This is a genomic window from Actinoplanes sp. NPDC051494 (assembly GCF_044454705.1).
Taxonomy (GTDB): Bacteria; Actinomycetota; Actinomycetes; order Mycobacteriales; family Micromonosporaceae; genus Actinoplanes.
In genome coordinates this window covers 75,449-99,100 of record NZ_JBITDZ010000008.1, presented here as the reverse complement: position 1 = coordinate 99,100, position 23,652 = coordinate 75,449, and the positions used below count along the sequence as shown (strand labels likewise).

19 protein-coding genes are annotated in these 23,652 nt (G+C 71.0%); 2 read left to right on the top strand and 17 right to left on the bottom strand.

Features of this window, described 5'->3' with window-relative positions; translation table 11 throughout:
- Window positions 1-281 precede the first annotated feature (281 nt).
- The 4 genes from galT to ACIA6A_RS25865 all read right to left on the bottom strand — a co-directional run bounded on the left by galT (window position 282) and on the right by ACIA6A_RS25865 (window position 4,098).
- A complete protein-coding gene (gene galT, locus ACIA6A_RS25880; protein WP_396100440.1) occupies window positions 282-1,373 on the bottom strand; it encodes a galactose-1-phosphate uridylyltransferase in 1,092 nt (363 codons plus the stop codon).
- Window positions 1,370-2,146 carry a DeoR/GlpR family DNA-binding transcription regulator gene (locus tag ACIA6A_RS25875; RefSeq protein WP_396100439.1) on the bottom strand — a complete coding sequence of 259 codons (777 nt, stop codon included), beginning with the start codon at window positions 2,144-2,146 and terminating at the stop codon, window positions 1,370-1,372. The genes galT and ACIA6A_RS25875 overlap by 4 nt, the downstream gene beginning before the upstream one ends.
- 111 nt (window positions 2,147-2,257) lie before the next feature.
- Window positions 2,258-3,172 carry a glycosyltransferase family A protein gene (locus ACIA6A_RS25870; RefSeq protein ID WP_396100438.1) on the bottom strand — a complete coding sequence of 305 codons (915 nt, stop codon included), beginning with the start codon at window positions 3,170-3,172 and terminating at the stop codon, window positions 2,258-2,260.
- Complete coding sequence (locus ACIA6A_RS25865) at window positions 3,172-4,098, bottom strand: sulfotransferase family protein (protein ID WP_396100437.1); 927 nt, start codon at window positions 4,096-4,098, stop codon at window positions 3,172-3,174. Before ACIA6A_RS25865 ends, ACIA6A_RS25870 begins: the two co-directional genes overlap by 1 nt.
- 62 nt (window positions 4,099-4,160) lie before the next feature.
- On the opposite strand from ACIA6A_RS25865, the gene ACIA6A_RS25860 reads away from it, so the two are divergent.
- Window positions 4,161-4,934, top strand: a complete 774-nt coding sequence (locus tag ACIA6A_RS25860; protein WP_396100436.1) for a WecB/TagA/CpsF family glycosyltransferase — start codon at window positions 4,161-4,163, stop codon at window positions 4,932-4,934.
- On the opposite strand, the gene ACIA6A_RS25855 is transcribed toward ACIA6A_RS25860, so the two are convergent.
- From ACIA6A_RS25855 to cysC, 8 genes are all read right to left on the bottom strand, one after another.
- Window positions 4,924-5,913, bottom strand: a complete 990-nt coding sequence (locus tag ACIA6A_RS25855; protein WP_396100435.1) for a glycosyl hydrolase — start codon at window positions 5,911-5,913, stop codon at window positions 4,924-4,926. The genes ACIA6A_RS25860 and ACIA6A_RS25855 overlap by 11 nt on opposite strands.
- Before the next feature lie 2 nt (window positions 5,914-5,915).
- Window positions 5,916-6,647, bottom strand: a complete 732-nt coding sequence (locus ACIA6A_RS25850; RefSeq protein ID WP_396100434.1) for a methyltransferase domain-containing protein — start codon at window positions 6,645-6,647, stop codon at window positions 5,916-5,918.
- On the bottom strand, window positions 6,637-8,163 hold the full coding sequence (locus ACIA6A_RS25845; RefSeq protein ID WP_396100432.1) for a lipopolysaccharide biosynthesis protein: 1,527 nt from the start codon (window positions 8,161-8,163) through the stop codon (window positions 6,637-6,639). Before ACIA6A_RS25845 ends, ACIA6A_RS25850 begins: the two co-directional genes overlap by 11 nt.
- Entirely contained in the window at window positions 8,160-9,038 is an 879-nt protein-coding gene (locus ACIA6A_RS25840) for a sulfotransferase family protein (protein WP_396100431.1), read from the bottom strand. Before ACIA6A_RS25840 ends, ACIA6A_RS25845 begins: the two co-directional genes overlap by 4 nt.
- Window positions 9,038-10,264 carry a hypothetical protein gene (locus ACIA6A_RS25835; RefSeq protein WP_396100430.1) on the bottom strand — a complete coding sequence of 409 codons (1,227 nt, stop codon included), beginning with the start codon at window positions 10,262-10,264 and terminating at the stop codon, window positions 9,038-9,040. The genes ACIA6A_RS25840 and ACIA6A_RS25835 overlap by 1 nt, the downstream gene beginning before the upstream one ends.
- Window positions 10,254-11,627: a hypothetical protein gene (locus ACIA6A_RS25830; protein ID WP_396100429.1), complete on the bottom strand. Its 1,374-nt coding sequence runs from the start codon at window positions 11,625-11,627 to the stop codon at window positions 10,254-10,256. The genes ACIA6A_RS25835 and ACIA6A_RS25830 overlap by 11 nt, the downstream gene beginning before the upstream one ends.
- A complete protein-coding gene (locus tag ACIA6A_RS25825; RefSeq protein WP_396100428.1) occupies window positions 11,624-13,348 on the bottom strand; it encodes a Wzz/FepE/Etk N-terminal domain-containing protein in 1,725 nt (574 codons plus the stop codon). Before ACIA6A_RS25825 ends, ACIA6A_RS25830 begins: the two co-directional genes overlap by 4 nt.
- 100 nt (window positions 13,349-13,448) lie before the next feature.
- Window positions 13,449-14,972 carry an adenylyl-sulfate kinase gene (gene cysC / locus ACIA6A_RS25820; RefSeq protein WP_396100427.1) on the bottom strand — a complete coding sequence of 508 codons (1,524 nt, stop codon included), beginning with the start codon at window positions 14,970-14,972 and terminating at the stop codon, window positions 13,449-13,451.
- A gap of 120 nt (window positions 14,973-15,092) precedes the next feature.
- On the opposite strand from cysC, the gene ACIA6A_RS25815 reads away from it, so the two are divergent.
- Window positions 15,093-16,400 carry a glycoside hydrolase family 26 protein gene (locus ACIA6A_RS25815; RefSeq protein ID WP_396100426.1) on the top strand — a complete coding sequence of 436 codons (1,308 nt, stop codon included), beginning with the start codon at window positions 15,093-15,095 and terminating at the stop codon, window positions 16,398-16,400.
- Window positions 16,401-16,467: 67 nt separating this feature from the next.
- Here ACIA6A_RS25815 and ACIA6A_RS25810 read toward each other — a convergent pair whose 3' ends face one another.
- The 5 genes from ACIA6A_RS25810 to ACIA6A_RS25790 all read right to left on the bottom strand — a co-directional run bounded on the left by ACIA6A_RS25810 (window position 16,468) and on the right by ACIA6A_RS25790 (window position 23,622).
- Window positions 16,468-17,178 carry an ABC transporter permease subunit gene (locus tag ACIA6A_RS25810; protein ID WP_396100425.1) on the bottom strand — a complete coding sequence of 237 codons (711 nt, stop codon included), beginning with the start codon at window positions 17,176-17,178 and terminating at the stop codon, window positions 16,468-16,470.
- A 1-nt stretch (window position 17,179) separates the two neighbouring features.
- Complete coding sequence (locus ACIA6A_RS25805) at window positions 17,180-18,082, bottom strand: ABC transporter ATP-binding protein (RefSeq protein WP_396100752.1); 903 nt, start codon at window positions 18,080-18,082, stop codon at window positions 17,180-17,182.
- A 5-nt stretch (window positions 18,083-18,087) separates the two neighbouring features.
- A complete protein-coding gene (locus ACIA6A_RS25800) occupies window positions 18,088-18,951 on the bottom strand; it encodes an ABC transporter permease (protein ID WP_396100424.1) in 864 nt (287 codons plus the stop codon).
- On the bottom strand, window positions 18,944-19,858 hold the full coding sequence (locus ACIA6A_RS25795; RefSeq protein WP_396100423.1) for an ABC transporter ATP-binding protein: 915 nt from the start codon (window positions 19,856-19,858) through the stop codon (window positions 18,944-18,946). The genes ACIA6A_RS25800 and ACIA6A_RS25795 overlap by 8 nt, the downstream gene beginning before the upstream one ends.
- 95 nt (window positions 19,859-19,953) lie before the next feature.
- Window positions 19,954-23,622, bottom strand: a complete 3,669-nt coding sequence (locus ACIA6A_RS25790; protein ID WP_396100422.1) for a hypothetical protein — start codon at window positions 23,620-23,622, stop codon at window positions 19,954-19,956.
- Window positions 23,623-23,652 lie beyond the last annotated feature (30 nt).

The following is a 23,652-nucleotide window of genomic DNA, read 5'->3' as shown; positions in this document are numbered from 1 at the left end:
CGGCAGCGGCATTTCCGGACCTCGAAAGTATGACAAATGCATTGAATAGCATGTTTAGGGTGCGTAACTTCGGGAATGGCCGGTCGTTTCTCAGTACAGAACGGATGACGGCCGCGACGCCCGCGGGTCGCCCGCCGGTCCGGCCCGCCCTGTCCCGGGGCGCCGACCGGTCCGTGGGCGCGAGGCCTGCCGTCCCTTCCCCCCGCGGGGGGCCTTGTCCCGGGCCCCCCGCCCCCTTTTGTTCTGAAAGACCCGCGCCTCGACGAGCTGAGCGGGGAAGGTCAGATGATGTCGCGGAGGATCTCCGCGGCCTTCTCCGGGACGACGTCGTTGATGAACGCGCCCATGGCGGATTCCGAGCCGGCCAGGAACTTCAGTTTGTCCGCCGCGCGGCGGATGCTGAACAGCTGCATGTGTAGGTAGCCGAGGTCGCGGCCCTCGCCGGTCACGGCCTGGTGCCAGGCGGCGATGTACGGCATCGGCTTGTCGAACAGCGAGTCGAAGCGTTTGAGCATGTCGAGGTAGAGCGGCCCGAACGCGTCCCGCTCCTCGTCGGTGAGGCCGGTGTGGTCGAGGACGTGCCGGTTCGGGGCGAGGTGGATCTCGAAGGGCCAGCGGGAGGCCGCCGGCACGTACGCCGTCCAGTGTTCGTTCGCCGCGACCACGCGTACCTGGGAGGCGATCTCCGCGGCCAGGACGTCCGCGTAGAGGTTGCGGCCCCCGGTGCGGTCGGCGTGGGCCTGGGATGCGGCCAGCATCGCCTTGGTCTTGGGGGTGACGGTGGGGTAGGCGTAGATCTGGCCGTGCGGGTGGCTGAGCGTGACGCCGATCTCGATGCCGCGGTTCTCGAACGGGAAGACCTGCGCGACGCCGGGCATGGCCGACATCTCGGCGGTGCGGTCGGCCCAGACGTCCATGACGGTGCGGACGCGTTCGGGGGTGAGGGCGCCGAAGTAGCTGTTGTGGTCGCTGGTGAAGCAGACGACCTCGCAGCGGCCGACGCCCGGGCGGACCGGGACGAGGTCGGTCAGGGACGTGATCTCGTCGGCCTTGACCCGGTCGCTGAACGAGGGGAACTGGTTCTCGAACGTGACGACGTCGTAGTCGGGGGCCGGGATCTCGCTGGCGAACTCCGGGGTCGACGGGCAGAGCGGGCACTTGTCCGACGGCGGCAGGAAGGTGCGGGTCTGCCGGTGGGCCGCGACCGCCACCCACTCGTCCACGAGCGGGTCGTAGCGCAGCTGGGAGGTCGGCGGCGGCGGCGGGAGCTCGCGGGTGTCCGGCCATTTGTCGCGGTCGTGCGACGGGCTCTCGTCGAAGTAGATGAGCTCTCGCCCGTCGGAAAGCCGGATCGCTGTGCGCTTTTCGATCACTGGGCGCTCACCACCATGAGTTCGTTCACCTGTTCGGAGAGGATCGTGCGGGCTGTTTCGTCGAGCTGATCGTCCGTGATGACCACGTCGGCGCGGTCCAGCGGGACGATCGAGGAGATGCCGACCGTGCCCCATTTGGTGTGGTCGGCGAGAACGACGAGTCGTTCCGCCGCTTCGACCAGGGCCCGGTTGACGTCCGCTTCCATGAGGTTAGGCGTGGTGTAGCCCGCGCGTTCGCTCATGCCGTGGACGCCCAGAAAAAGCATGTCGAGGTGCAGGGTGCCGATGGCGGCGACGGCGACCGGGCCGACGAGCGCGTCGGACGGGGTACGGGTGCCGCCGGTGAGCACCACGGTCTGGTCGGGGCGCCCGGCGCGGTAGAAGACGTCGGCGACCGGGATCGAGTTGGTGACCACGGTCAGCGAGGGGACGTCGACGAGGCGCTGGGCCAGACCGGCGGTGGTGGTGCCGGCGGAGAGGGCGATCGCGTCGCCGGGGGAGACCAGGGCCGCGGCGCGCATGGCCATGGCGGCTTTCTCGACCCGCTGGCGGACGGATTTGGCGGCGAAGCCGGGTTCGTGGGCGGATCCTGGGCTGACGGTGGTCGCCCCGCCGTGTACCTTCGCGAGAAGACCCCGTTCGGCGAGGGTTTCCAGGTCGCGCCGGATCGTCATGTCGGACACGCCGTATTCGGTGGCGAGTTCGCTGACGCGCACGCCGCCGGCGGCGCGGACGCGGTCCAGGATCGCGGCCTGTCTCTGCTGGGCCAACATCAGAGAGACCGGCCGCAAACAAACTGGCCGCACGGCATGTGAACGGTCAACCGCACTATTTCGAACACGTGCGAACACTACCCGGTGAGTGGGTGTGGGCAAAAGGGTGTGTCAGATCCCTCGTCCGCGCTTGTGCAGGGCGGAAAGCACGTTCTCCACCTTGACCGCACCGGTCATCGCGGCCAGCGCGATCGCGGTCCGCGGTTCCTTCCAGTTGGCGCGTACCGCTTCCTTGCTGAAGTGCCAGGCCTGTGACCTGTTCCCGGACGCAGCCGACCAGCAGGCGAGCTGACCGTAGACCCGGGCCGCGCCGGGGCGGCAGCCGCTGATCTCCGGGTGGCGTTGCATCATCCAGCGCAGCGACGAGATCTTGGTGGCGTACTCGTACGCGTAGTGCGAGGTCCGCCCCCACAGCACCCGGACCAGCGGCTCGTCGAGGTGCACGATCGGGGCCCGGCGGGCCGCCCGGAGCAGCAGGTCCCAGTCCTCGTTCTGGCTGCCCGGGGCGTCCTCGGCGACCAGGCCGATGTTCTCCTCGCTCAGGGCCTCGCGGCGCACCAGGAACGACGACGAGTGCAGCATCGCCATCCGGGAGCGGGCCAGCTCGTCGACCGTGACCCGGCCGGTGCCGGCCAGCCGAGGGGTGGTCCTCCCCTCGAACTCGACCTCGATGGCACAGGTGGCGAACTCGGCGTCCGGCTCCGCGACCAGGGCCGCGACCTGCCGGCGCAGCTTGTCCGGCGCCCACACGTCGTCGTCGTCGCAGAACGCCACGTACTCGGTGTCCAGGGCCAGGATGCCGGTGTTGCGGGCGCCGGCCAGCCCGGACGTGCGCCAGTTGGTCAGCACCAGCACCTGGACCCCGTCGGTGCCGGCCAGCAGGTAGTCGGGTTCGGTCTGGTCGTACACGACGACGATCTTGATCTCGCCGGGGTAGCGCTGTTCCCGGACCGCGGCGATCGAGCGGCGCACGAGTTCGGGACGGGATCGGGTGGGGATCACGACACCGACGGACGGCCAGTTCATCACGCCTCCTTGAAAACGGGATATCCGTACGCGCGCAGCATCGGGCCGCACACGGCTCCGACGAGTCGCCGCTGACCGCCGGGGAGCGAGCGCACCCAGGCGTCGTCGCGGCGCAGCGGCAGTCGCCCGACGGTGAAGCGCATCGGGTTCCCGGCCGCGCTGTGGCCGACGCCCAGGTCCGCGTACCCGTCTCCGAGAAAGCCCAGGTCGCGGTCGGTGAGCGGGATGCCGGCGAAGTCGGCCAGGTCGGTCAGGGCGGCGCGCGGGTCGGCGAGGAACTGTTCGTAACGGATCCGGCGGACCGCGACGCCGCGCCGGGCGAGCAGCCCGAACGCCGCGTTGTGCGCGTTCCAGAGCATGGCCGAGCGACCGGGGGAGTACCGCGTCATCTCGTCGGCGCCGTCGGCCTCGGGCCGGGACACGGTCTTGGTCCACGAGTACGCGACCCCGCGCGGGTCCCGGACCACGTGCACCACCCGCAGGTCGACACCGTCGGCCCAGCGCAGCACGTGGGCGAGTGCGCTGTGCTTGGAGGAGTCGACGACCACCTCGGCCCCGGACACCTCGGCCGCCGCCGCGTAGATCCGGGCGTAGAAGCTCGCGTATTCGCGTACCGCCGGATCGGGGATCCTGGCGCCCGCGAGGCGCGGGATGAAGCGGGTGCGCTCGACGGCGTCGCGCAGCTCGTGGACGCGGTCGACGTCGACGTTGCCCCAGCCGCCGAACGCGCGGTCGCCCACCCGGCGCCAGAACGTGCAGGCCGCGAACCGGGCGCCGCACCCGCAGCGTTCGTTGTCGCGGATGTCGCGCTGCCAGAGGTGCACGATCTCACCGAGCGCGCACACGGAGGGGAGTTCGCCGAGCAGACGTTCGACGAGCGTGGTTCCGCTTCGTCCCAATCCGCCCAAATAAAGAACCCGTGCCACTTTGGCCCACCTTCGCTCGTTTCGCTCCTATAACGAGCGAACCAGGCTGAAGGAGGCGTGAAGTGCCCATCGAGGCTTTCGATCGTGTACGGCTCGACGGCACGGGTTTCGATCCGATCACCGAGGACGAGGTGGTCGCGGTGGTCCGGGAGGCCGTCGCGACCGGCCGCGGGGGCCGGATCGTCACCCCGAACATCGACATCATGCGACAGGCCAGAACCGATCGGCGGGTACGGGCATACCTGGCCGACGCGGACCTGATCGTGGCCGACGGCATGCCGCTGGTCTGGGCCAGCCGCCTCGGCGCCGGCGTCCCGCTGCCCGAACGGGTGGCCGGCAGCAGCCTGATCTGGTCACTGTCACGGGGGCTGGGACTCGACGGCCGCTCGATCTTCGTCATGGGCGGGAACCCCGGCCCGCACCGCGACGGGGCGAGCCGCGCCGCCGACCGTCTCGCGGCGCACTGCCCGGGGCTCCGGATCGCCGGGACGATCTGCCCGGAGCACGGCTTCGAGCGCGACGAGGAAACGTACGCGGACGTGTGCGCGAAGGTCGCCGACGCCGAACCGGACCTGGTCTTCGTGGGTCTGGGGTTCCCCAAGCAGGAGATCGTCATCGATCGGCTGCGGGAGCGGATGCCGCACACCTGGTTCATCGGCTGTGGCGCGGCGGTCAACTTCGTGGCCGGCGACGTGGACCGGGCGCCGCGGTGGATGCAGCGCACCGGTCTCGAGTGGGCGCACCGCCTCGGCACGGAACCCCGTCGCCTGGCCGGCCGGTACCTCAAGCACGACCTGCCGTACGCCCTCCGGCTCCTGATGCAGGTCAAGGGTTGAAGTAGGGGTCCTTCGTCAGCTTGGTGAACGCCGTGAACGCGGGCCGGTCGCCGGCCAGCTGGAACTGCTGTTTCGGCCCGTTGCCCTCGGGGTCGGACTCGAAGTAGACGACCGCCTTGATCTGCGGGTTCGCCTTGAACGTGCGCTGGGCGTCGCGCAGCCAGGCGGCCCGGCCGTCCGAGCCCCAGGCCCGGGCGACCCCGAACTCGCCGATGATGATCGGCTTCGGGCGCTGCGCGGCCCATTGCAGGTACGGACCCATGAGCCGGCCGATCGGCTGGAACTCGTTGCCGGCGTACACGTCGACGCAGGTCCAGTCGACCAGGTCGTCGCCCGGGTAGAAGGCCGGGGCGTCGCCACGCACGAAGCCCTCGGCGGTCGGGCACCAGACCCAGGAGACGTTCTCGACCCGCTCCTGCGCGAAGATCGAACGGATCCTCTTGTACGCGGCGATGTAGTCCGCCCCGGACCACATCGTCGCGCGCAGATTGGGCCGGTCCATCTCCCAGCGGATCCGCAGCAGCACCGGATCATGGAGCTTGCGGATGGCCCTGGCCTGTTTGCGGATCAGCCGGTCGTGCTCGCCGCCGGTGATCGACCGGTTGTCGCCGGTGGCCCAGCTGACCATCAACGTGGCGCCCTGGTCCAGGAACTCCTTGTCGGAGTCGGTGCCGACGAGCTGCTCGAAACGCCGGTACGTGTTGACGATGTCCAGCGGCCGGCCGAGATCCTCCTCGAGGGTGTCCACCGCCTCGACCCGGCCGTCATGGGTCAGCTCCTCCGGCTTGATCCACGCGCCGAGGTACGCGCCGGTCGACGGTGCCTCGACCGGGCCCGCCTCGAACGGGCCGGGGTTGACCGCGACGGCAGCCGGTGGGCTGCTCAGGTCGGGGGACGGCACCGGCTCGGGCTCGTCCCGCCGGTCGGTGGTGCAACCGGCGAGCACCAGCAGCGCCGCAAAAACAGCCAGGCGACGCATCGCTACTTCTTCCGGCGCGCCGTGTACAGCACGTTGACCGCGAAGCCGTCCGTGCCGGGCAGCGCGCGGGCCGCCGCGTCCGCGACCCGGGCCAGCGGGTTCTTGTTCAGCGACTCGGTCAGCATCGAGAAGCCGGTGCGCTCCACGACCTCGAAGCCGTGCCGGTCGAGCAGCTGGACGATCTCCTCGTGGGACAGTTCGGCGAACCAGCGCTGACCCGAGTGCCGCCGGGCGCGCAGGTGCCGCAGCGAACCCGCGTTGCCGTGGTTCTCCACGACGAGCAGGCCGGCGTCCGGCGTGGGCAGCACCTTCGCGGCGAACGCGACAGCCCGGTCGCGGACGGTGTCATCCACGTTGAGCAGCAGCCGGAACATGGTGACGATCGCCGGGTGCCCGGCCGGGACCGGCTCGGGGACGGGGCCGTCGGCGGCGATCCGGTGCCAGCTCGCCTTCGAGCCGACCTCCTCGGCCTTCGCCATCATCTCGGCCGACGTGTCGTACCCGTGGGCGGCCTGGACCAGGCCGTCCAGGGTGCGGATCGCCCGCCCGGTGCCGCAGGCGAAGTCGTGCTGCACCGGGAGCTTCGCGCCGAACTCGCGTTGCACCAGTTTGCGCAGGTACGCCTGCTGGCGTTCGTTGATCTGCGAGGCGTAGCTGTCCGGCGCGTAGGTGACGTGCTCGTACTTCGCGACGGCGTCCGCGTCCTGGAACACCTTGGTGTATTCAGTGGTCAACGGTCGTCCTCCTGTTTTTGGTCGGGAATGCAAAGGCGAGCGCCAGCCGGTCACGGAGCAGCCAGACCCCGGCGGCGAAGGCGAGCACAGCCAGGCCGGTGCCGGTCACCCCGGTGACGATCCGGGGGAGTACGCCGAAGCACGCGACCGACAGCGCGCCGGCGGTCAGCGTCCCGGGCCCGAACGGGTGCAGCCGCGCGGCCCGGCCGACCTGGATCAGCGGCAGCAGGTTGTTGGCGAGGATCGCGCAGGCCAGCCCGATCGCGGCGCCGAGCGCGCCGTACCGGGGGATGAGCAGCACGTCCAGGCCGATCGTCACACCGAGCGCGATCAGCACGTTGACGAGGTTCCACGACGTGCGCCCGGCCATGGCCAGCACCATGTCGACCATGCCGCAGCCGGTGGCGACGAGCATCGCGCAGGCCAGCACCACGACCACGGGTACGCCCGCGGTGTAGCCGTCGCCGAAGACGCGCAGGTACACCGGGGCGTACAGGATCACCAGCAGGTTGATCGGCCAGGTCACCAGCACGAGCCAGCCGGTCGCGGTCTGGTACAGGTGGTTCGCCGTGTCCCGGTCGCCGGTCGCGAGCGCCTCGGCGAGGCGGGGCTGCACCGACTGCGAGATGCCCTGGTTGGCGAACTGGATCAGCACCACGAACCGGCCGGCGACCGCGTACACCGCTGCCGGGGCGAGACCGCCGAGCGCTGCCACGAGCAGCACGTCCACCCGTTGCAGGGCGAGCTGGGCCACGCTGGCCAGCGCGCGCGGCCCGGTGAAGCGCCAGAAGTCGCGCCGCAGGCCGTGCCGTTCGGCCCGCCGGCTGCGGGAGTCCGTGGGCCGGCCGGTGCGATAGGTCTTGCGCAGGGCGAAGGCCGCGAGGAACGCCACCGGCAGGTACGGCACCGCCCAGGCGAACGCGAACAGCGGCAGCGACGCACCGATCCACATGGTCGCGACACCGGCCGCGCCGACGCACAGCAACTGCAGCGCGCTGCGCAGGACGCGGTCGAGGACGACGGTCGGCCGCATGGACCGGTAGCCGCGGGTGGCGGTGAGCAGCGCGTCGGTCATGGCCTGCAACGGCAGGAAGACCGCCAGCATCCGCAGCCCCGTGGCGTGCTCGGCGTGCACCCGCGGCGAGTCGGCGGCGGTGATCGCAGCGATGGCGGGGGCCCACCACCACATCGCGGCGCCGAGCAGCACCGACAGGACGAGTACCGGCGCGAGGCCGGTGCGCAGGCACGCGCCGAGCAGGTGGTCGCGGCCGGTGGCCCGCAACCGGGCCGGCCAGTAGACGAGCCCGGTCTGGGTGCCCAGTTTGGCCAGACCGCCGCCGAGGACGAACGCCGCCGTCGCCGCGAAGAACGCGCCGGCCTGCTCGGTGCCGAGGGCGCGGGCGACGACCCAGGTGACGACCACCCCGGTGCCCCCGGCCAGCGCCGACCCCACCATCCCGGCGAGCCCGCCGCGGGCCAGCCCCCGGTTCTTCCGCTCGGCGACGGCAGCGGTCACGCTTGACGCCAGACGGGTACGCGACCCAGCCACGTGATCAGTGCGTCGTCGTGGGTGGCGTAGTGGTTCCGCAGTTCACGCCGGATGCCCGGGTCCATGTCGGACTCGCGGGGGCGGGCGTTGTGCCGCTCGAACTCGGGACGGGGCAGATCGGTCGGCAGGCCCAGGAACGCGCACACCTCGTCGTACGTCTGCTCGGGGTCGGTGAAGAATTTTTCGCTCTCCACCACATGGATGCGTTCCCGGCCGACGTGCTGCGCCATGACGCTCAGGTAGCGGGCGTATTCGCCGCGGGCCCGGTAGGCGTGGTGCTGATGCCCGAACGAGTAGTAGCCCGGGTCGGCTGCGAGTTTGTCCTCCTGCCGGTGCAACCGGGCCGGTTCCAGGGCGAGCGCGTTGCCGAAGTCGAGCTCCGTCTCGAAGCCGCGGGCCACCTCGTGATGGTGCTGCGAGTAGGCGCGCTCGACCGGATCCCGGACCAGCACGAGCAGCTTCGCCCCGGGCAGGTCGGCGGCGATCCGGGCGGCCGCCTGCGGGTGATACATGTAGTACGGGCTCGACTCGAACGTCTGCGCCGCGACCCCGTGCTTCTCGCGGACCTTGTCGGCCTGCCGGTGGGTCGGGAAATGCCCCTTGTACCACGACATGCCGCGCTCGTAGGAGACGTCGAAGTAGTGCACGCCCTTGTGCAGCACGGCCTTGAGCACCACCGGATGCGCGGAGAGCGCACGGTACAACGACGTGGTGCCGCACCGCTGCCCGCCGCAGATGAGGAACGAGGGCGTCATCCGGCGGGGCGCGGTGAGTCGGCCGTAGGACCGGGTGCCGAGGTGCACCACCCGCTTGACCGGCGCGGGAACCTTCCGGACATCCATTACAGTTCTTCAACCCTTCTGATGAGTACGGGCAGCAGCCACGTCCCGAGCACTCCCAGGCGGGCGCCCGCCTCGGCCTGGCGGTCGGCCAGGTAACGGGTGGCGAGGTCGACGAGGTACAGCAGCGCGGTCAGCTCCCGGACCTCCGGGGCGACCGTGAACGGGGCGAGCAGCTCGTCGGCCCGCCGCACGGTGGCCTCCACGGCGGCCCCCGCGTCACCGCTGGACTGGATGCGCCGCTGCAGCTCGTGGTGCACGGCGTCGAAGCCCACGGGTACGTGCTTGGCGAACCGTTCCCAGTCCCAGACCAGCAGCGCGTCGGCGAGGTTGGCCATGTTCCAGGGCGCCCAGTCGCCGTGCCACGCGCCGTACCGCAGCGTGTGGTCCCCGGACCGGGCGGCGAGCTGTTCGGCGGCCGCCGCCAGCGCGACCCCCTCGGGCCGGTCGCCCACCGCGTGCAGGCGCCCGCGCAGCTCCGCCCAGTAGGCGCTGCCGTTCAGCGTGCCGTTGCTGAACCCGCAGCACCCGGCGATGTCGATCATCGCGGCGGTGAGCCGGCGCGGGGTCAGCGGCGCTCGTGGTAGCCACACCGGCAGCGCCGACTGGACGAGCACCTGCAGGCCACGCCACTGCCCGGCGTGCAGCACGGACGGCACGGTCAGCTTCGTCAGACCGACCGTGCCCAGCGCGGTCAGTGCGGTCGTCTCGGCCTTCACCAGGCGCTGGGTCAGCGGGCCGGTGCCGAGTTTGCCGAAGCCGAACGTCTCGCCCTCGGGGCTGATCAGCTGCAGCACCGGCTTACGGTTGGCCCGCGCCGGTCCGATGTGGATGCTCACCGACAGGTCCCGGCCCAGCGCCTCGTGCAGGTAGCCGTCGATGCTCGCCGAGACCGGACCGGTGATCCGCACCCGGTCGCGCAGCAGGACGCTGGACGCACCGGTCCGCAACGCCGCCACCACCGCGTCGCGTTTGAGCCGGGCCGCCCGGGACTGCGGTTCGGCGTACCGGCGCACCGCGGCGGCCGCGACCCGCCGCGACGTCGTCGGCACCAGCAGCCGGGGGCGGCGCGCGTCCGGCACGACCAGATATTCGGCGATCGGCTCGCCCCGCCGGTCACCGGTGGCACACGGCAGCGGATACAGCAGCGCCAGCACCTCGTTGAGGTACCGGGTGCGCAGAGCCGAGTCACCGGCGGTCAGCTCCGCCGGCGCGGTCTTAACGGGCATGGGCGTCCCCCTCGAGTTCGTTGCGCCAGAGCAGCGCGTAGGCCAGGAACATGAACGCCAGGGGGGTGGGGATCGCGTTGTACCAGAGCATCGCGGAGAACGAGCTCACGATCGCGGCCCCGGCGGCGATCCCGACCGGCGTTCGGTCCCGCCGGAACCGCCACAGCCCGTAGCCGAAGAAGCCCAGGTAGGCGACGGTGCCGACGGTGCCGTGGGCGTACATCAGCTGCCACAGCTGGCCGTTGCCGCCGACCGTGAAGTTGCCGCAGCGCTCGCACTCCGAGCTCTCGCCCACGGTGATGGAGTTGCGGCCACCGATGGTGTTGCGCGTGGAGCCGTACCCGATGATCGGTGAGTCCTGGAAACCGTCGACCGCGCGCTCGATCAGGAACGAGCGCACGCCGTTGGACTTGCCGTTGTCGAGCCGGGCACTGACCACGTCGCCCATCGGGGTGGCGGCCAGGGCGACCGCCAGACCGGCACCGGCCAGGCCGACCGCCGCGAGGACCCACAGCCGGCCCATCAGCACGTAACGGATCGCGACGTACACCATGACGACCCCGACCCCGACCCACAGCCCGCGGTTGAGGGAGACCACCGCCGGCACGATCGCGATCGCCAGGCAGGCCAGCGCGAGCACCTTGACGCTCAACCGCCGGGTCGCCCAGGCGGCTGCCACGACCCAGCACATGAGCAGGCAGAAGTTGTTGCCCCAGGTGTTGGTGTAACCCCAGGGCGCGGCCGGGCGTGGCTGTTCCGCGCCGACCAGGTCCATGATCTGCGCCGCGTACGGGTGCACCAGCGACTGCACGAACCCCTTGCTCCGCAACGAACCCGGCAGCAGCCACTCCACCGGCGACGTGAACGCGAACGAGCCCGCGACCAGGCCGAGCAGGCCGCCGGCCACGGTCAGCACGAACAACCAGCCGAGCAGTCGCACCAGCCGGCGGCGGGGGAGTTCCGACTCCGTGAGGTTGCCGGTGTAGACGAGCAGGATGGTCAGGGACACGTACATGATCAACCGGTAGAGGACCGCGACCAGGCGGCCCTCGGCATGCTCGACCACCGTCCCGGCCGGGTCGGCGCCCAGCGCCAGGATGCTGATCAGCACCGCCGCCAGGAACAGTGCCCACCAGCCCGCGCCCGGCGGCAGTCGCAGCGGCCGGCCGGCCGCCCGGCGCCGGACCAGCAGCACCAGCATCGGCGCGGCCATGATCGGGAAGATCAGCACCCCCAGGCCGAGCGCCCACCACAGCGGGTACAGGGCGAGGATCGAGGCCACCGGCCAGGCCGGCAGCCAGACGGGGCGCGCCGGCGCCGCACTGTGCGCCGCGCGCGTCCCCCCGGGGACGACCAGCGTCACCGGTCGTCGTCCCGGGACTGCTTCGTCGTCTTGCCGGACAGATTGATGATCGCGGTGACCTCCTCGGTGCCGTCACCCTGCCGGGGCGGCCGGGCCACGAACGAGGGGACCGTCCGCATCTGCTGGGTCCGGTCGCCGTCGGCGACCGCGGGATCCTCGTGTTTCTGCGCGCCGAGCGCCACCGCCGGCAGGCTCTCCGCGGGTGAGGTCCGGGTCGGGCCGGTGAGCTGCGGCAGCACCACCGCGCCCAGCAGCTTGGTGCCGACCCGGCTCAACTGCTCGGCGGCGTCCAGCAGGGCCGGGCGCTTCGAGCGGCGCAGCTCGACCGCGAGGATCGCCGCGTCGGCGAGGCTGGCCAGGCTCTGCGCGTCGGCGCTGCTGCTGGTCGACGGCGCCTCGATGACGATGTAACCGGCCTGCCGGCGCAGCGAGTCCAGCGTGTCGCGCAGCCGCTGGGACTGCATCAGCCCGGCGGCGGTGGCCGCGCCGCCGGTGGTGACGACCCGTAGCGACGGGATCCGCGCCGTGCGCTGCACCACGTCGTTCAGGCTGACCCGGCCGGCCAGCAGGTCGGACAGGCCCGGCATGGCGGAGACCCCGAGCATCCGGGCCAGCGGCGCGGCGTCCACAACGCTGTCCGGCAGGTGCGCTCCGATCAGGACGACATCACTTCCGGTACGGGCCAGCGCGGCGGCCAGGTTCGCGGCGACGAGCGTGGTCGCGGAGCCCCGGCTGGCGCCCGTGACGACGATGATCTGATCGCCCGCGTTGAGACTGGCGAGGATCTCGTTGCGCAGGCGGTTGAAGACCCGGCCACCCGGGCCGTACGGCTGCAGCACGTCGTCGAAGTGCGGGGTGGTGCGCTCGTCGAGCGCGGCCAGCACCGGGATGCGCCCCCGGTCGCGGACGTCGGCGGCGGTGCGCAGGCGCCGGTCGAACCGCTCCCGCAGGAACGCCAGCACCAGCCCGAGCAGCAGACCGATCATGGCGCCGGCGGCGAAGTTGAGCATCGCGTTCGGGCTGGTCGGCTCGTCCGGCTCGCGGGCGTCACTGATGATGCTGCCGGCGCTGATGGTCGTCGTGGTCAGCCCGTTGAGCGTGCTGTTCAGGTTGTTGAGCTGGTTCTGCGTGCTGCTGCGCTGGCTCTCCAGGTTGCCGCGCTCGGCACTGCCCGGCTGTGCCCGGGACAACCGGGTGTTGATCGAGACCAGCGACGTCGTCAGCGGCCGGATCTTGAGATTGAGCGTCTTGATCCGGTTGTCCAGGTCGGCGCGCGCGCTCTCCTCACGGTTGCGCAGGTACGCCTCGGCGAACGCGTGCGACCCGGATTGGGCGTCCTTCGGGTTGTCCGCCTCGAACCGGATCACCAGCACCGTGGTGTTCGGCGGCACCTCGACCGACACGTCGCGGGCCAGCTCGGTCGGCGGGACCGGGGAGCGCAGCAGCGCCGCGGCCTTGGCGGCGACCGCGCCGGACGGGACGAGCTGGGCCTCGGTGTCGAGGTTGATGGTGCCCTTGGTGCGCCCGCCGGCCGCGTTGGTGTCCAGCTCGACCGGCGTGACCAGCACCGAGGTCGAGGATTCGTAGACCTTCGGCATGATGCGGGTCACCCCGGCCCCGACCGCGAGCCCCGCCAGGGTCATCGCCAGCACCACCCACCAGTGGCGGCGGAAGACGCCCAGGTAGTGCGAGAGGTCGGCGGACGGGCGAGGCGCTTCCATGGGTACGGCGGCCCTTTCGCGGGTGAAGTAGTCGGGCTTTTTGCCCCCGAGGGGGTAAACGGCCCGTACGCCGATGCGTAACTACTCCGCCGCGACCTGCTTACTTCATGCTGGGCTCCACCCAGCCGCTCTCCACCAGATAGGCGAGCACCTGGTCGATCGCCTCGGGCACCGACATGTGCGTGGTGTCGATGCTGAGCTCGGCGTCCAGGGGCACGTCGTACGGGTCGTCGATCCCGGTCATGCCGCGCAGCTGACCGGCCCGGGCCCGGGCGTACAGGCCCTTGCGGTCGCGTTGCTCACACACCTCGATCGGGGTGTTGACGTGCACCAGCACGAACCCGGCCCCGGCGTCGGTGGCCATCCGGCGCACCGCGGCGCGGGCGTCCGCGTAGGGCGCGATGGGGCAGGCGATGGCCATCCCGCGGTGCCGGCCGACCTCGGCCGCGACCCAGCCGATCCGGCGCACGTTGGCGTCCCGGTCGGCGCGGCTGAAGCCCAGGCCGGCGGAGAGCTCCCGGCGCACCACGTCACCGTCCAGGAACGTGATGGTCCGCTCGCCGCTCTCGCGCAGCGTGTCGGCCAGCCCCCGGGCGACGGTGGACTTGCCGGAACCGGAGAAGCCGGTGAAGAACACCACCAGCCCGCGGTGCCGCCGGGGCGGCCGCACCCGGGCCAGCTCCTTGGCGACGGCCGGCGGGGTGTGCCACTCGGGCAGCGGGAAGCCCCGGTCGAGCAGCTCGGCGATCTCGGCGCGGGGCATCGCGAGCCGCCGGTTGCGCGGCGGGATGTCGTCGCGCCAGCGCCACTGGCCGTCGCGGTTGTCGTAGGCGAGCTCGCGCGGCACCAGCACCCGCAGACCGCCGCCGGAGAGCATGTCGCCGGTCGACAGGACGTGGGTGACGCCGTACGCCACGACGACCCGGGCGCGCAGCATCGCGTCGCGCATCTCGTCGCCGCGGGTCATCAGCGGCACCGCCACGATCGTGGCCGGGGGCATCCGGTCGCGGGCGGCGAAGATCGAGCGCACCAGCGCCTCGGGCGGCAGCCCGTCCGGCCCCGGCCCGGTCACCGGGATGAAGATCAGCAGGTGCGCGGCGAGCGTGCGCGCGGCGTGCGCGATCTGGGCGAGCTGCGGCCGGTGCAGCGGGCGGTCGGCGATCACGCCGAGCACCCGGCCCGGTGGGAGCAGCGCCCGGACCTCTTCCGGGTTACGCCGCAGGCGCTGGAAGGGCCCGTGCCCGCCGTCGCCCATCCGGCGCACGATGCCGCCGATGGCGTACATCCGCTCGGTGGTGGGCCAGGCGTCCGTCACCTCGACCGCGGCGACCGGCGCGCCCTCGGGGTCGGTCAGCACGACCGTGCGCCGGGCCGGGTCGGCGAGGTCGAGACCGGCGCCGAACTCGGCCGGGATCTCGCACGTGACCGCCACCGGCCACGGTGTCCCGTCGGCGAGCCGGCCCCGTCGGCGCAAGGCCTGCAGGTCGGCGCGACCGAGGAAACCGGTCAGCGGCGCGTACGCGCCGGAAAGCAGTAGCTCGAGGTCGGCGAGCTCGTGCGCGCGCGGCGTGTACGACGGCGCGTCACGCAACACGTCCTCGGGAAGGACCGAACCGTCGTTCACCTGAGACTCCCCCTGCAGTGACTTGACGGACAGTTTCTCAGTAGCGGTCCACAAGGTCGAGTGGGGTCCGTCCGCGTGGGTTGTCGACAAAGTGGACTCTAAGTAACAAACTGCACAATCGTGACACGTCCTGTACGTCGAAGCCGGTCCCTGCACCTCGCCGCGATCACCCTCGTCTTCACGATCTCGGCCGGTGCGACGCTCTCCTGGGCCTGGACCGGTGGTGTCGACCAGCTGAGCCTCACCTACGGCCCCACCCCGGTGGTCGTCCCCGGCACCGACTCACCTTTCCCGCCCGCACCGGGTCAGACCTTCGTGCCGGACCCGACGGCCGAGCCCGGCGTGCCGGTGGATCCCGCTCCGGGTGCCACCGGGTCGTCCCTGTCCCCGGGATCCTCCAGCGCCCCCGCCTCGCCCACCGCGGCGCCGGGCAAGGCCGCGAACGTCGCGCCGGCCCCGCAAGGCGCAGGCACGTGCGAGACCGGCGTCGACCTGGTCCCCAGCTGCGGGGTTCTCTGGGGAGTGGCCCCGGGCGCCTTCACCGACGCGCGCGGCCAGCAGGCGCTGGCCGCGTTCGAAAAGAAGACCGAACGGCACCAGGACGTGTACCACGCCTATCACCGGGGCAACTCGCAGCTGTTCCCGACCGTGGCCGAGAGGCGCATCGCCCGCGAACCGGGACGCGAACGGATCCTGTTCCTCAACTGGAAGCCGAAGGGTGCGTCCTGGGCCAAGATCGCCAAGGGTGACAAGGCCACGGACAAATACCTCGACAAACTCGCGGCATACATCAACAACACCTTCCCCGAACAGTTCTTCTTCACGGTGCACCACGAGGCCGAGGACAACGTGCGGGAGAAATCCGGTTCCGGATACCGCGCGGAGGACTACTCGGCGATGTACCGCCACGTGGTGAAACGCCTCCGCGCCCACGGCGTCGACAACCTTGTCACGGTGCTGGTCCACATGGCCTACGTACCGCACACCAGCCAGAAATGGTTCGACCGCATGTACCCCGGCGACGACGTGGTCGACTGGATCGGTTTCGATTCCTACGCCTACAGCGACCCCGGTTACGGCCACGGCGACTTCGAGGAACTGCTCAACCGCCAATCCTCGGCCCGCCCGGCCTGGCCCGGTTTCTACAACTGGGCGGCCACCAAGCACCCGGGCAAGCCGCTGATGGTCGCGGAATGGGGCGTCTGGTCCTCCAAGAAGAACCCGGGACACAAAGCGGAGTTCTACCGGGAGGTCGGCAGACAGATCAAGAAATTCCCCAAGATCAAGGCGCTGATCCACTTCGACACCCCGCACAACCAGGACGGCCGCGAATCCTCGGTCGACGCTACGAAGGAATCTCTGGCGGCCTACCGCAAGCTCGGCAAACTCCCCATCTTCCAGGTCGACGTCGGCCCGGCCCTGCCCTGACCACGATCGGGACGACAGAGGGGCGGCATCCTCCAGCTGGAGGATGCCGCCCCGGTCGTGGTCCTCGTCAGCTGGTCTCGCCGGCCATGGAGAAACTGCGCAGGCGGTCGACGGCCCCGACCGCGCACCCCAGGATGAACAGGGTCGCCATGACCGCCGCCACCGGGACGGAGACCCGGGCGTCCAGCAGCGGGGTCGGGGCGATCTTGTCGGCGATGGTGATGACGTACTGCTCGATCGACAGGACCCGGGTGCCGCTGACGAAACGGCCCAGCAGGCCCTCCCAGACCAGGATGTAGACCAGGCCGAGCAGCACCGGGCGGCGGGTCAGCAGGCTGAGCAGCAGGAAGAAGGCGGAATAGGCGAACGCGCCGACCGCCGCCGCCACCGCCAGGGCCAGACCGAAACGGGCGGAGTCGGCGAGCCAGCCCGCGATGAACAGCGGGATCGCCGAGGAGAGGGCCGTCACCACGACCGCGACGCCGAGCTTGGCCAGGATGATGTCCCGGCGGGGCAGGGGCTTGGTCAGGATGTGCACGATCGTGCCGTCGTCCACCTCGGAACCCAGCACGCCGGTGCCGACGATGAGCGAGATCACCGGCAGGACCACCGCGAGACCGAGGCCGACGATCACCGGGGTGCCCCAGTCGGTGGGCGCCACGTCGTACGCGCGGCAGAGCGCGGCCAGGCCCACCAGCAGCAGCGGCAGCGGCAGCAGGAGCAGGGCCCGGCGGCGGCCGAACAGGCCGCGAGCCGTGATCCAGGCTACGGTCGACATGTCAGGCCTCCAGCAGGTAGGAGAAGACGCTCTCCAGGGATTCGTCGGACGGGATCAGCTTCTTCAGGCGGATCTCCGAGTCCAGGGCGATGCGCGGCAGGGCGCGGGTGAAACTGCCGTAGTCCGAGGCGCGTACGGTCAGGCCGGTCGCCGCCACCTCGACGCCGCTGACCGACTTCTCGCCGATCAGGGCCACCGCCAGCCGCCGGTCGTCGGAGGACTGCACCGCGAAGACGTGCGGCCGGTTCGTCATCAGGCGCCGGATCCGGCGGTAGTCACCGGAGGCGGCCAGCCGGCCCGCGACGATGACCTGGACGGTGCCGGAGACCTGCTCGACCTCCTCCAGGATGTGCGAGCTGAACAGGATCGTGTGGCCCCGGTCGCCCAGCTCGTGCAACAGGCCCATCATGTGCATGCGCTGGCGGGGGTCCATGCCGTTGAACGGCTCGTCCAGCAGCAGGACCTGGGGGTTGTGCACCAGCGCGGCCGCCACCCGGGTGCGCTGCCGCATGCCCTTGGAGTACGTCTCGATCCGGCGGTCCGCGGCCGGGGTCATCTCGACCATCTCGAGCGCCCAGTCGGTCGCCTTTTTCGGGTCCGGCAGCTTCTGCATCCTGGCCGACGCCATGACGAACTCGCGGGCGGTCAGGAAGCCGTGCACCGCCTCGCGCTCGGCGACCAGGCCCAGCTGCTTGTAGACCTCCGGGTTGCGCCAGGTGGAGGTGTCGTCGAGGGTGACCGTGCCGCGCGACGGCGCGAGGAAACCCGCCATCATGTGCAGCACCGTCGTCTTGCCCGCGCCGTTCGGCCCGAGCAGACCGGTGACACCCGGGTTGAGCGTCATCGTGATGTCGTTGACGGCCACGACGTTGCCGTACCACCGCGACACGTTCTGCAGGTTCATCGTGGTCACAGCGAGGCCACCTTCCGGTAGCGGGCGAGCAGGAGCAACAGGCAGGCGGCGATCAGGGTGAACGCCTCGATGGCGTAGACCGGGCCGAAGCTGCCCAGATCGAGGCCGGTGTTGGCGGTCGGGATCAGCCACTGGCCGACGCCCTGGATCAGCGTCATCGGGCTGGCCAGCCCGGCGGCGTGCCGGGCGTCGTCGGACGGCAGGATCGACAGCACGCCGACCACCGGGGTGGTCATCAGGAACACCGCGACGATGCCGCCGGCGGCGAACGCGCGCTTGCCGGTCAGCGACGCGATCAGCAGCCCGATGCTGGTGAACAGGACCGCCCACAGCAGGCTGTACCCCCATCCCGGCAGCAGATCGAGGGTCTCGTCCCAGACGCCCGACATCCCGGTCTTCGTGGTGAAGGCCGCACCCAGGAACATCACCAACTGGGGTACGGCGAGCAGCAGCCACACCGCCGTGACCATGCTCGCCACCTTGGCGGCCACGTAGTCGGAGGCCCGCAGCGGACGGCTGAAGTACAGCGGGAGCACCCCGGAGCGCATGTCCCGCGAGACGAGCTCGGGAGCCACGATCGCGACGAAGAAGATGATCAGCCAGCTCATCGCGTCGGCGAACGTGATGTAGTTGAAGACCACGATGCCGGCCTGGGAACGGACCGCCGCGACGATCACCGCGACCAGGTTGAGGATCGCGACCACGCCCCACGGGAAGATCTTGGCCTTGGCCGACCGGCCGAACCCGAACGAGGCCCGCAGCCCGTGGAGGTACAGCGCGCCGAACACCGCGCCGCGGCCCAGCCTCGGGCCGGTGTACCGCTGGTATCCGATGTCGTGGATGACACTGGCTTCAGACATCAGCCGTCTCCCTCGGGGTGAAGAGCTCGGCCACCCGGTGGCGGCGCTGGTCGAGGCGGTGCAACGGCAGGTCCAGGTCGGCCACCGCGCGCAGGATCCGGTCGTACGTGCCGTCCTGGTCCAGGGGTACGAGCAGCACCCGCCCGTCCACCTGCACCGGGAGGCCGAGCTCGCGCAGAGCGGCGGCCAGTTCGTCCATCCCCTCGGAGACCTCGACGGCGAGCACGTCGCTGGCGGTCGTCATCGCGGAGATGCGGTCGGCGCGCAGCAGGCGGCCGCCCTCGATCGCCACCAGCGAGTCGCAGATCTGCTCGACCTCGCCGAGCAGGTGCGAGCAGGTCACCACGGAGATGCCGAACTCGGTGCCGACCCGCTGGATCAGCGCCAGCATCTCGTCGCGGCCGGCCGGGTCGAGGCCGTTGGTCGGCTCGTCGAGCAGCAGCAGGTCGGGGTCGTGCACCAGCGCCTGCGCGAGCTTGACCCGCTGTTTCATGCCGGTCGAGTAGCCGCCGATCTGCCGGTAGCGCTCCTCGTACAGCCCGACGTGGCGCAGCGCCTCGGACGCGCGCTCGCGGGCCGCGGTGGCGGGCAGGCCGCTGATCCGGCCCAGGTGCGTGACGAACTCGGCGGCCGACACGTCCGGTGGCAGCGCGTCGTGCTCGGGCATGTACCCGACCCGGGCGCGGACCTTGTCCGTGTCGACGGCCGGGTCCAGCCCGAACACCCGTACCGAACCGCTCGTCGGCGTGATCAGGCCGAGCATGATCTTGATGAACGTGGACTTGCCGGCACCGTTCGCACCGACCAGGCCGACGATCCCGGGCTCCACCTCGACGGTGAGGTCGTGCAGCGCGGTCACCCGCCCGCCATATGTCTTGGTCAACCCTTGGGTCACGATGAGACTCACAGGGTCAGCCTAGGGAGCACGCGCATCATCGGGATCGGTGAAGACCCCGAGTCCACCCTGATCTCGTGCTCCCCGGCTGCTGGGCCCCGGTGTGCCTACTTCTTGACCTTGACGGAACCGCTGGTGGCCCTGCCGTCGGTGTGGCCCTTGCGCTTGGCGACCACCACGACGGTGACCTTCTTACCGACCATCGTCGCGGTCAGCTTGAGGCTGGACCGCGTAGCGCCCTTGATGGCCACGCCGTTGAGCCGCCACTGGTAGGCGTAGGAATCGGCCTTGGGTGACCAGGTGCCCACCGAGACTTTCACCGTACGGTTCTTCCGGGCCGTCCCGGTGATGCTCGGAGCCTTGCTCGCCCTGGGAGCGACGCCCTTGGCGATCGTGACGGCCGCCGAGGTCCGGGCCCCGCTGGGGTGCCCGGAACGCTTGGCGGTGATCGCCACGGTGAGCTTCTTGCCGACGACGGAGGCGCCGACCGGGTACGTGGCAGCGGTCGCCCCGGAGATCGTCGCGCCGTTGGCCATCCACCGGTAGGTGTACGACGTGGCGGCCGGCGTCCACGACCCGGCGTTCGCGGTGACCTTCGACCCGACCCGGACGGTGCCGGAGATCCACGGTGCCCTGGTGTTCCTGAGCGCCGCGGGCGCCGGCACCGGCGCGACCGTGAACGTGGCGGGCACGGTCACCCGGTCCGCACCGGAGTAGAACGGCTTCACCGTCACGGTCCGGGCCCCGGTGGCGGCACCGGTGAGAGCGGCCTCGGCGGTGAGCGTGGTCCGGTCCGCGGAGACGGCTTTCACCGTCGCGGTGATCGCCGGCTTGCCGGTGGCGGTCAGCTGGACGACGTCCTTGAGGTGCAGGGCGGTGCCGCGCACGGTGATCGTGGTCCGGGTGCCGGTCACCGCCGTCGCGGGCGAGAACGAGGCCGCGGAGAACCCGGTACCCCCGCAGAGCCCGGAGTCGCAGGTCGCCTCGGCGCGGAACGGGTGACGGCCGAGCTCCCCGGCCCGCAGGACGAACAGCACCTTCGTCTCGCCGGGTTTCGCCTCCGCGTAGCAGGTCCGGCCGGCGGAACCGTAGTAGCAGCTCCGGATCGTGCCACCATTGACCAGGTACGGATCGGGGGTGCGGCCGTCGGCGTCCGCGGTGTTCTCGATCGTGACCTCGAAGCGGTCCCGGGACGTGGCCGGCACCTGCAGGCAGGCTCCGGTCCGCGCGCTGTCGAGCACCCCGGAAATCGGCCCGAAGCCGTACGCGGACGAGGCCACCACCGGGCACTCGGCCGGCAGTCCGGCGCTGGACGAGGTCCTCCAGGTGTCCACCTCGTACGGCACCGGCCCGTCGGTGGTGTTCGCCGAGACGAACACCTGGTAGCCGGTCGATCCGGTGGTCCGGCAGGGTGACCACTCGGAGCAGGAGAGCCGCTTGCCGGCCGGATCGGTGACCCAGAGCCGTGCCGACGAGGCCCGGCTGCGGATGGCGATCATGAACTCGTCCCGGGCGGCGGCCGCGGTGATCCGGTGACACCGGACCTCGTCCGCGGAGGCGACCGTGCCGGTGGAAGCCGCGCCCCCGACGGTCGTCGACGTGACGGCGGTGCAGTGGCCGCCGGCCGGCGTCGCGTCGTGACGGGAGAGCCGGAACGTGGAGGGCTCCGTGTCCGCGATGATCAGCGCCGAGTACGACTGCCCCGCGACGAGGTCGCAGGACGCGTAGGCGGCGGTGGTGTTCTGGTAGGCGGCGGTGCCGGTGGCGCAGGCGACGCCACCGGTGGAATCCCGGTAGACCACGACCCGGGCCTTGCCCGCACCGGCGGTCCGGGCGAAGGAGACGATCTCCTGCGTGGCGTGCCCGTTGGCCGGGATCGTCAGACAGGTGGCGAAACGGTCAGCGGTGACGGAGACGGTGGAAGCCTGCCCCTGCGGGAAGGCGCCACAGCCGGTCATCCCGGCAGTGCGCTGGAACGCCAGCCGGTAGACGCCGGTCGGGTAATCCTCGCGCGACGAGACCACGGCCCGGAAGGGTGCCGTGCCGTCCAGGCGGCATCCATAGGTCTGCGACTCGTATCCGTCACAGATGTAGGTGCCGTCGGCGTCATAGATGGTGAGCTCTGGAGCGGACGCCCCGGAGGCATTGCCGGGCAACACGTGGGTGACGGTGGTGCCGGCCGGCCCGGCGAGCTGGTAGCAGTCGATCTGCCCGGCACCGGTGAAGCTGCCCGCGACGGCACCCGCCGCCACGCCCTGGTCGGAGACCGGCACGCAGCTCGTGGTGGTGGCCGGGATCAGCACCGTGGTGAAGTCCTCGGCGGCGTCCACGGCCAGCGTGTACGACCCCGCGGCCGGGAAGGCGCACCACGAACCGGTGCAGATCCGCTCGCCGGTCGGGGCGTAGACCCGCGGGGACCGGACATAGTTGTCCTCGGTCACGGCACGGACCAGGTACGACCCGGCGGCCGGCAGGGTCAGCGTCCGGCAGCGGATCGAGGAGAAGCCGGCCGGCGCGGTGCCGAACGATCCCGGGGTGACCGTGGGGCAGCCGACCGGAGCCGAGAGGTTGCGCACCTCCACGGCGATCTCCGGGGAGCCGTACGCGGTGTACCAGGCGAGCAGGCGGTAGGGACCGGTGCCGGGCAGCACGCAACCGTCGCCGGAATCCCCGCCGTCGGTGTCGCAGATCCGGGTGCCGGTGCGGTCGGTGATCCACCCGTAGCCGAGGCTCGCGCGGGACTCGACCCGCTCACCCGGCGCGGCCTCGAACGGCAGGCAGGCGACACCGAGCATGCTGTTGAGCGCGATCCGGGTCGCCGGGCGGTCCCACGCGGTGCTGACCCGCTCCGCGCATCCCTCGTCACTGTTCAGCGCGACGGCGACCGCCTCGTAGCGGACCTCGTTCCAGCTCTCCGTGTTGGTCACCAGCAAGGTGTACGGACCGTCGGCGGGCAGCTCGCACCACAGGCCGGAGGACCACTTCGAGCAGACCTCAGCGTTGTCGCCGCCACGGATCGACCAGTTCGCGCTGTTGGTGTTCTCCATCTGCACGAGGTGCGTGCCGGCCCGAGCGGTGAACGTGTGGCACGCGATCCCGTTGGGCCCGAGGTCACCGGTGGCCCGCTGGGCATCCGAGAGCGTGCCGAAGTGGGCGGTCTGCAGGGCGGTGCAGCCGACCGGCCGGGTGATCCGGGTGATCCGCAGGTGGTAGTCGACCGCGTTGCCGTACCCCTCGTGCAGGAAGAACCGGTACGGCCCGTCCCCGCTGATCGTGCAGGAACGGCTGTAGTTGAAGTCGCAGAGACGTTCGTTCGCGGCGTTCTCGATGCCACCGTTGAACCACGCACCCGAGCCGTCCAGCGCGAGCACCAGCTCGTCGCCGTCGCGGGCCGATTCGAAGCGGTAGCAGTCACCGGCCGACCCGACCGGCAGCGACCCGTTGCGTCCCGGGGCGCCGATCGCGAAGAAGTCCTCGTCGAGCGTGGTGCAGGAGGACGGTGTCGCCCAGGAGTCGACGCCGAGCTGGTAGGTCCCGGTGCCGGACTTGTAGTACAGCGACACGGTGAACGTGTAGACCCCGGCGACCGGGGCGTCGCACCAGTACGGCGAGAACCCGATGGTGCAGTTCACCGGACCGTCGGGGCCGGTGATCGCGATGTCGATGCTGTCGTCCTGGCTCTGGTTCCGGAACGTCGTCTGGATCCGGTCACCATCCGCGGTGGTCCGGACGGTGAAGACGTGGCGCTCCGAGCCCTGGATCGCCGGGCAGTCCACGACCGCCCCGAAAGCCAGCTCCCCACCGCA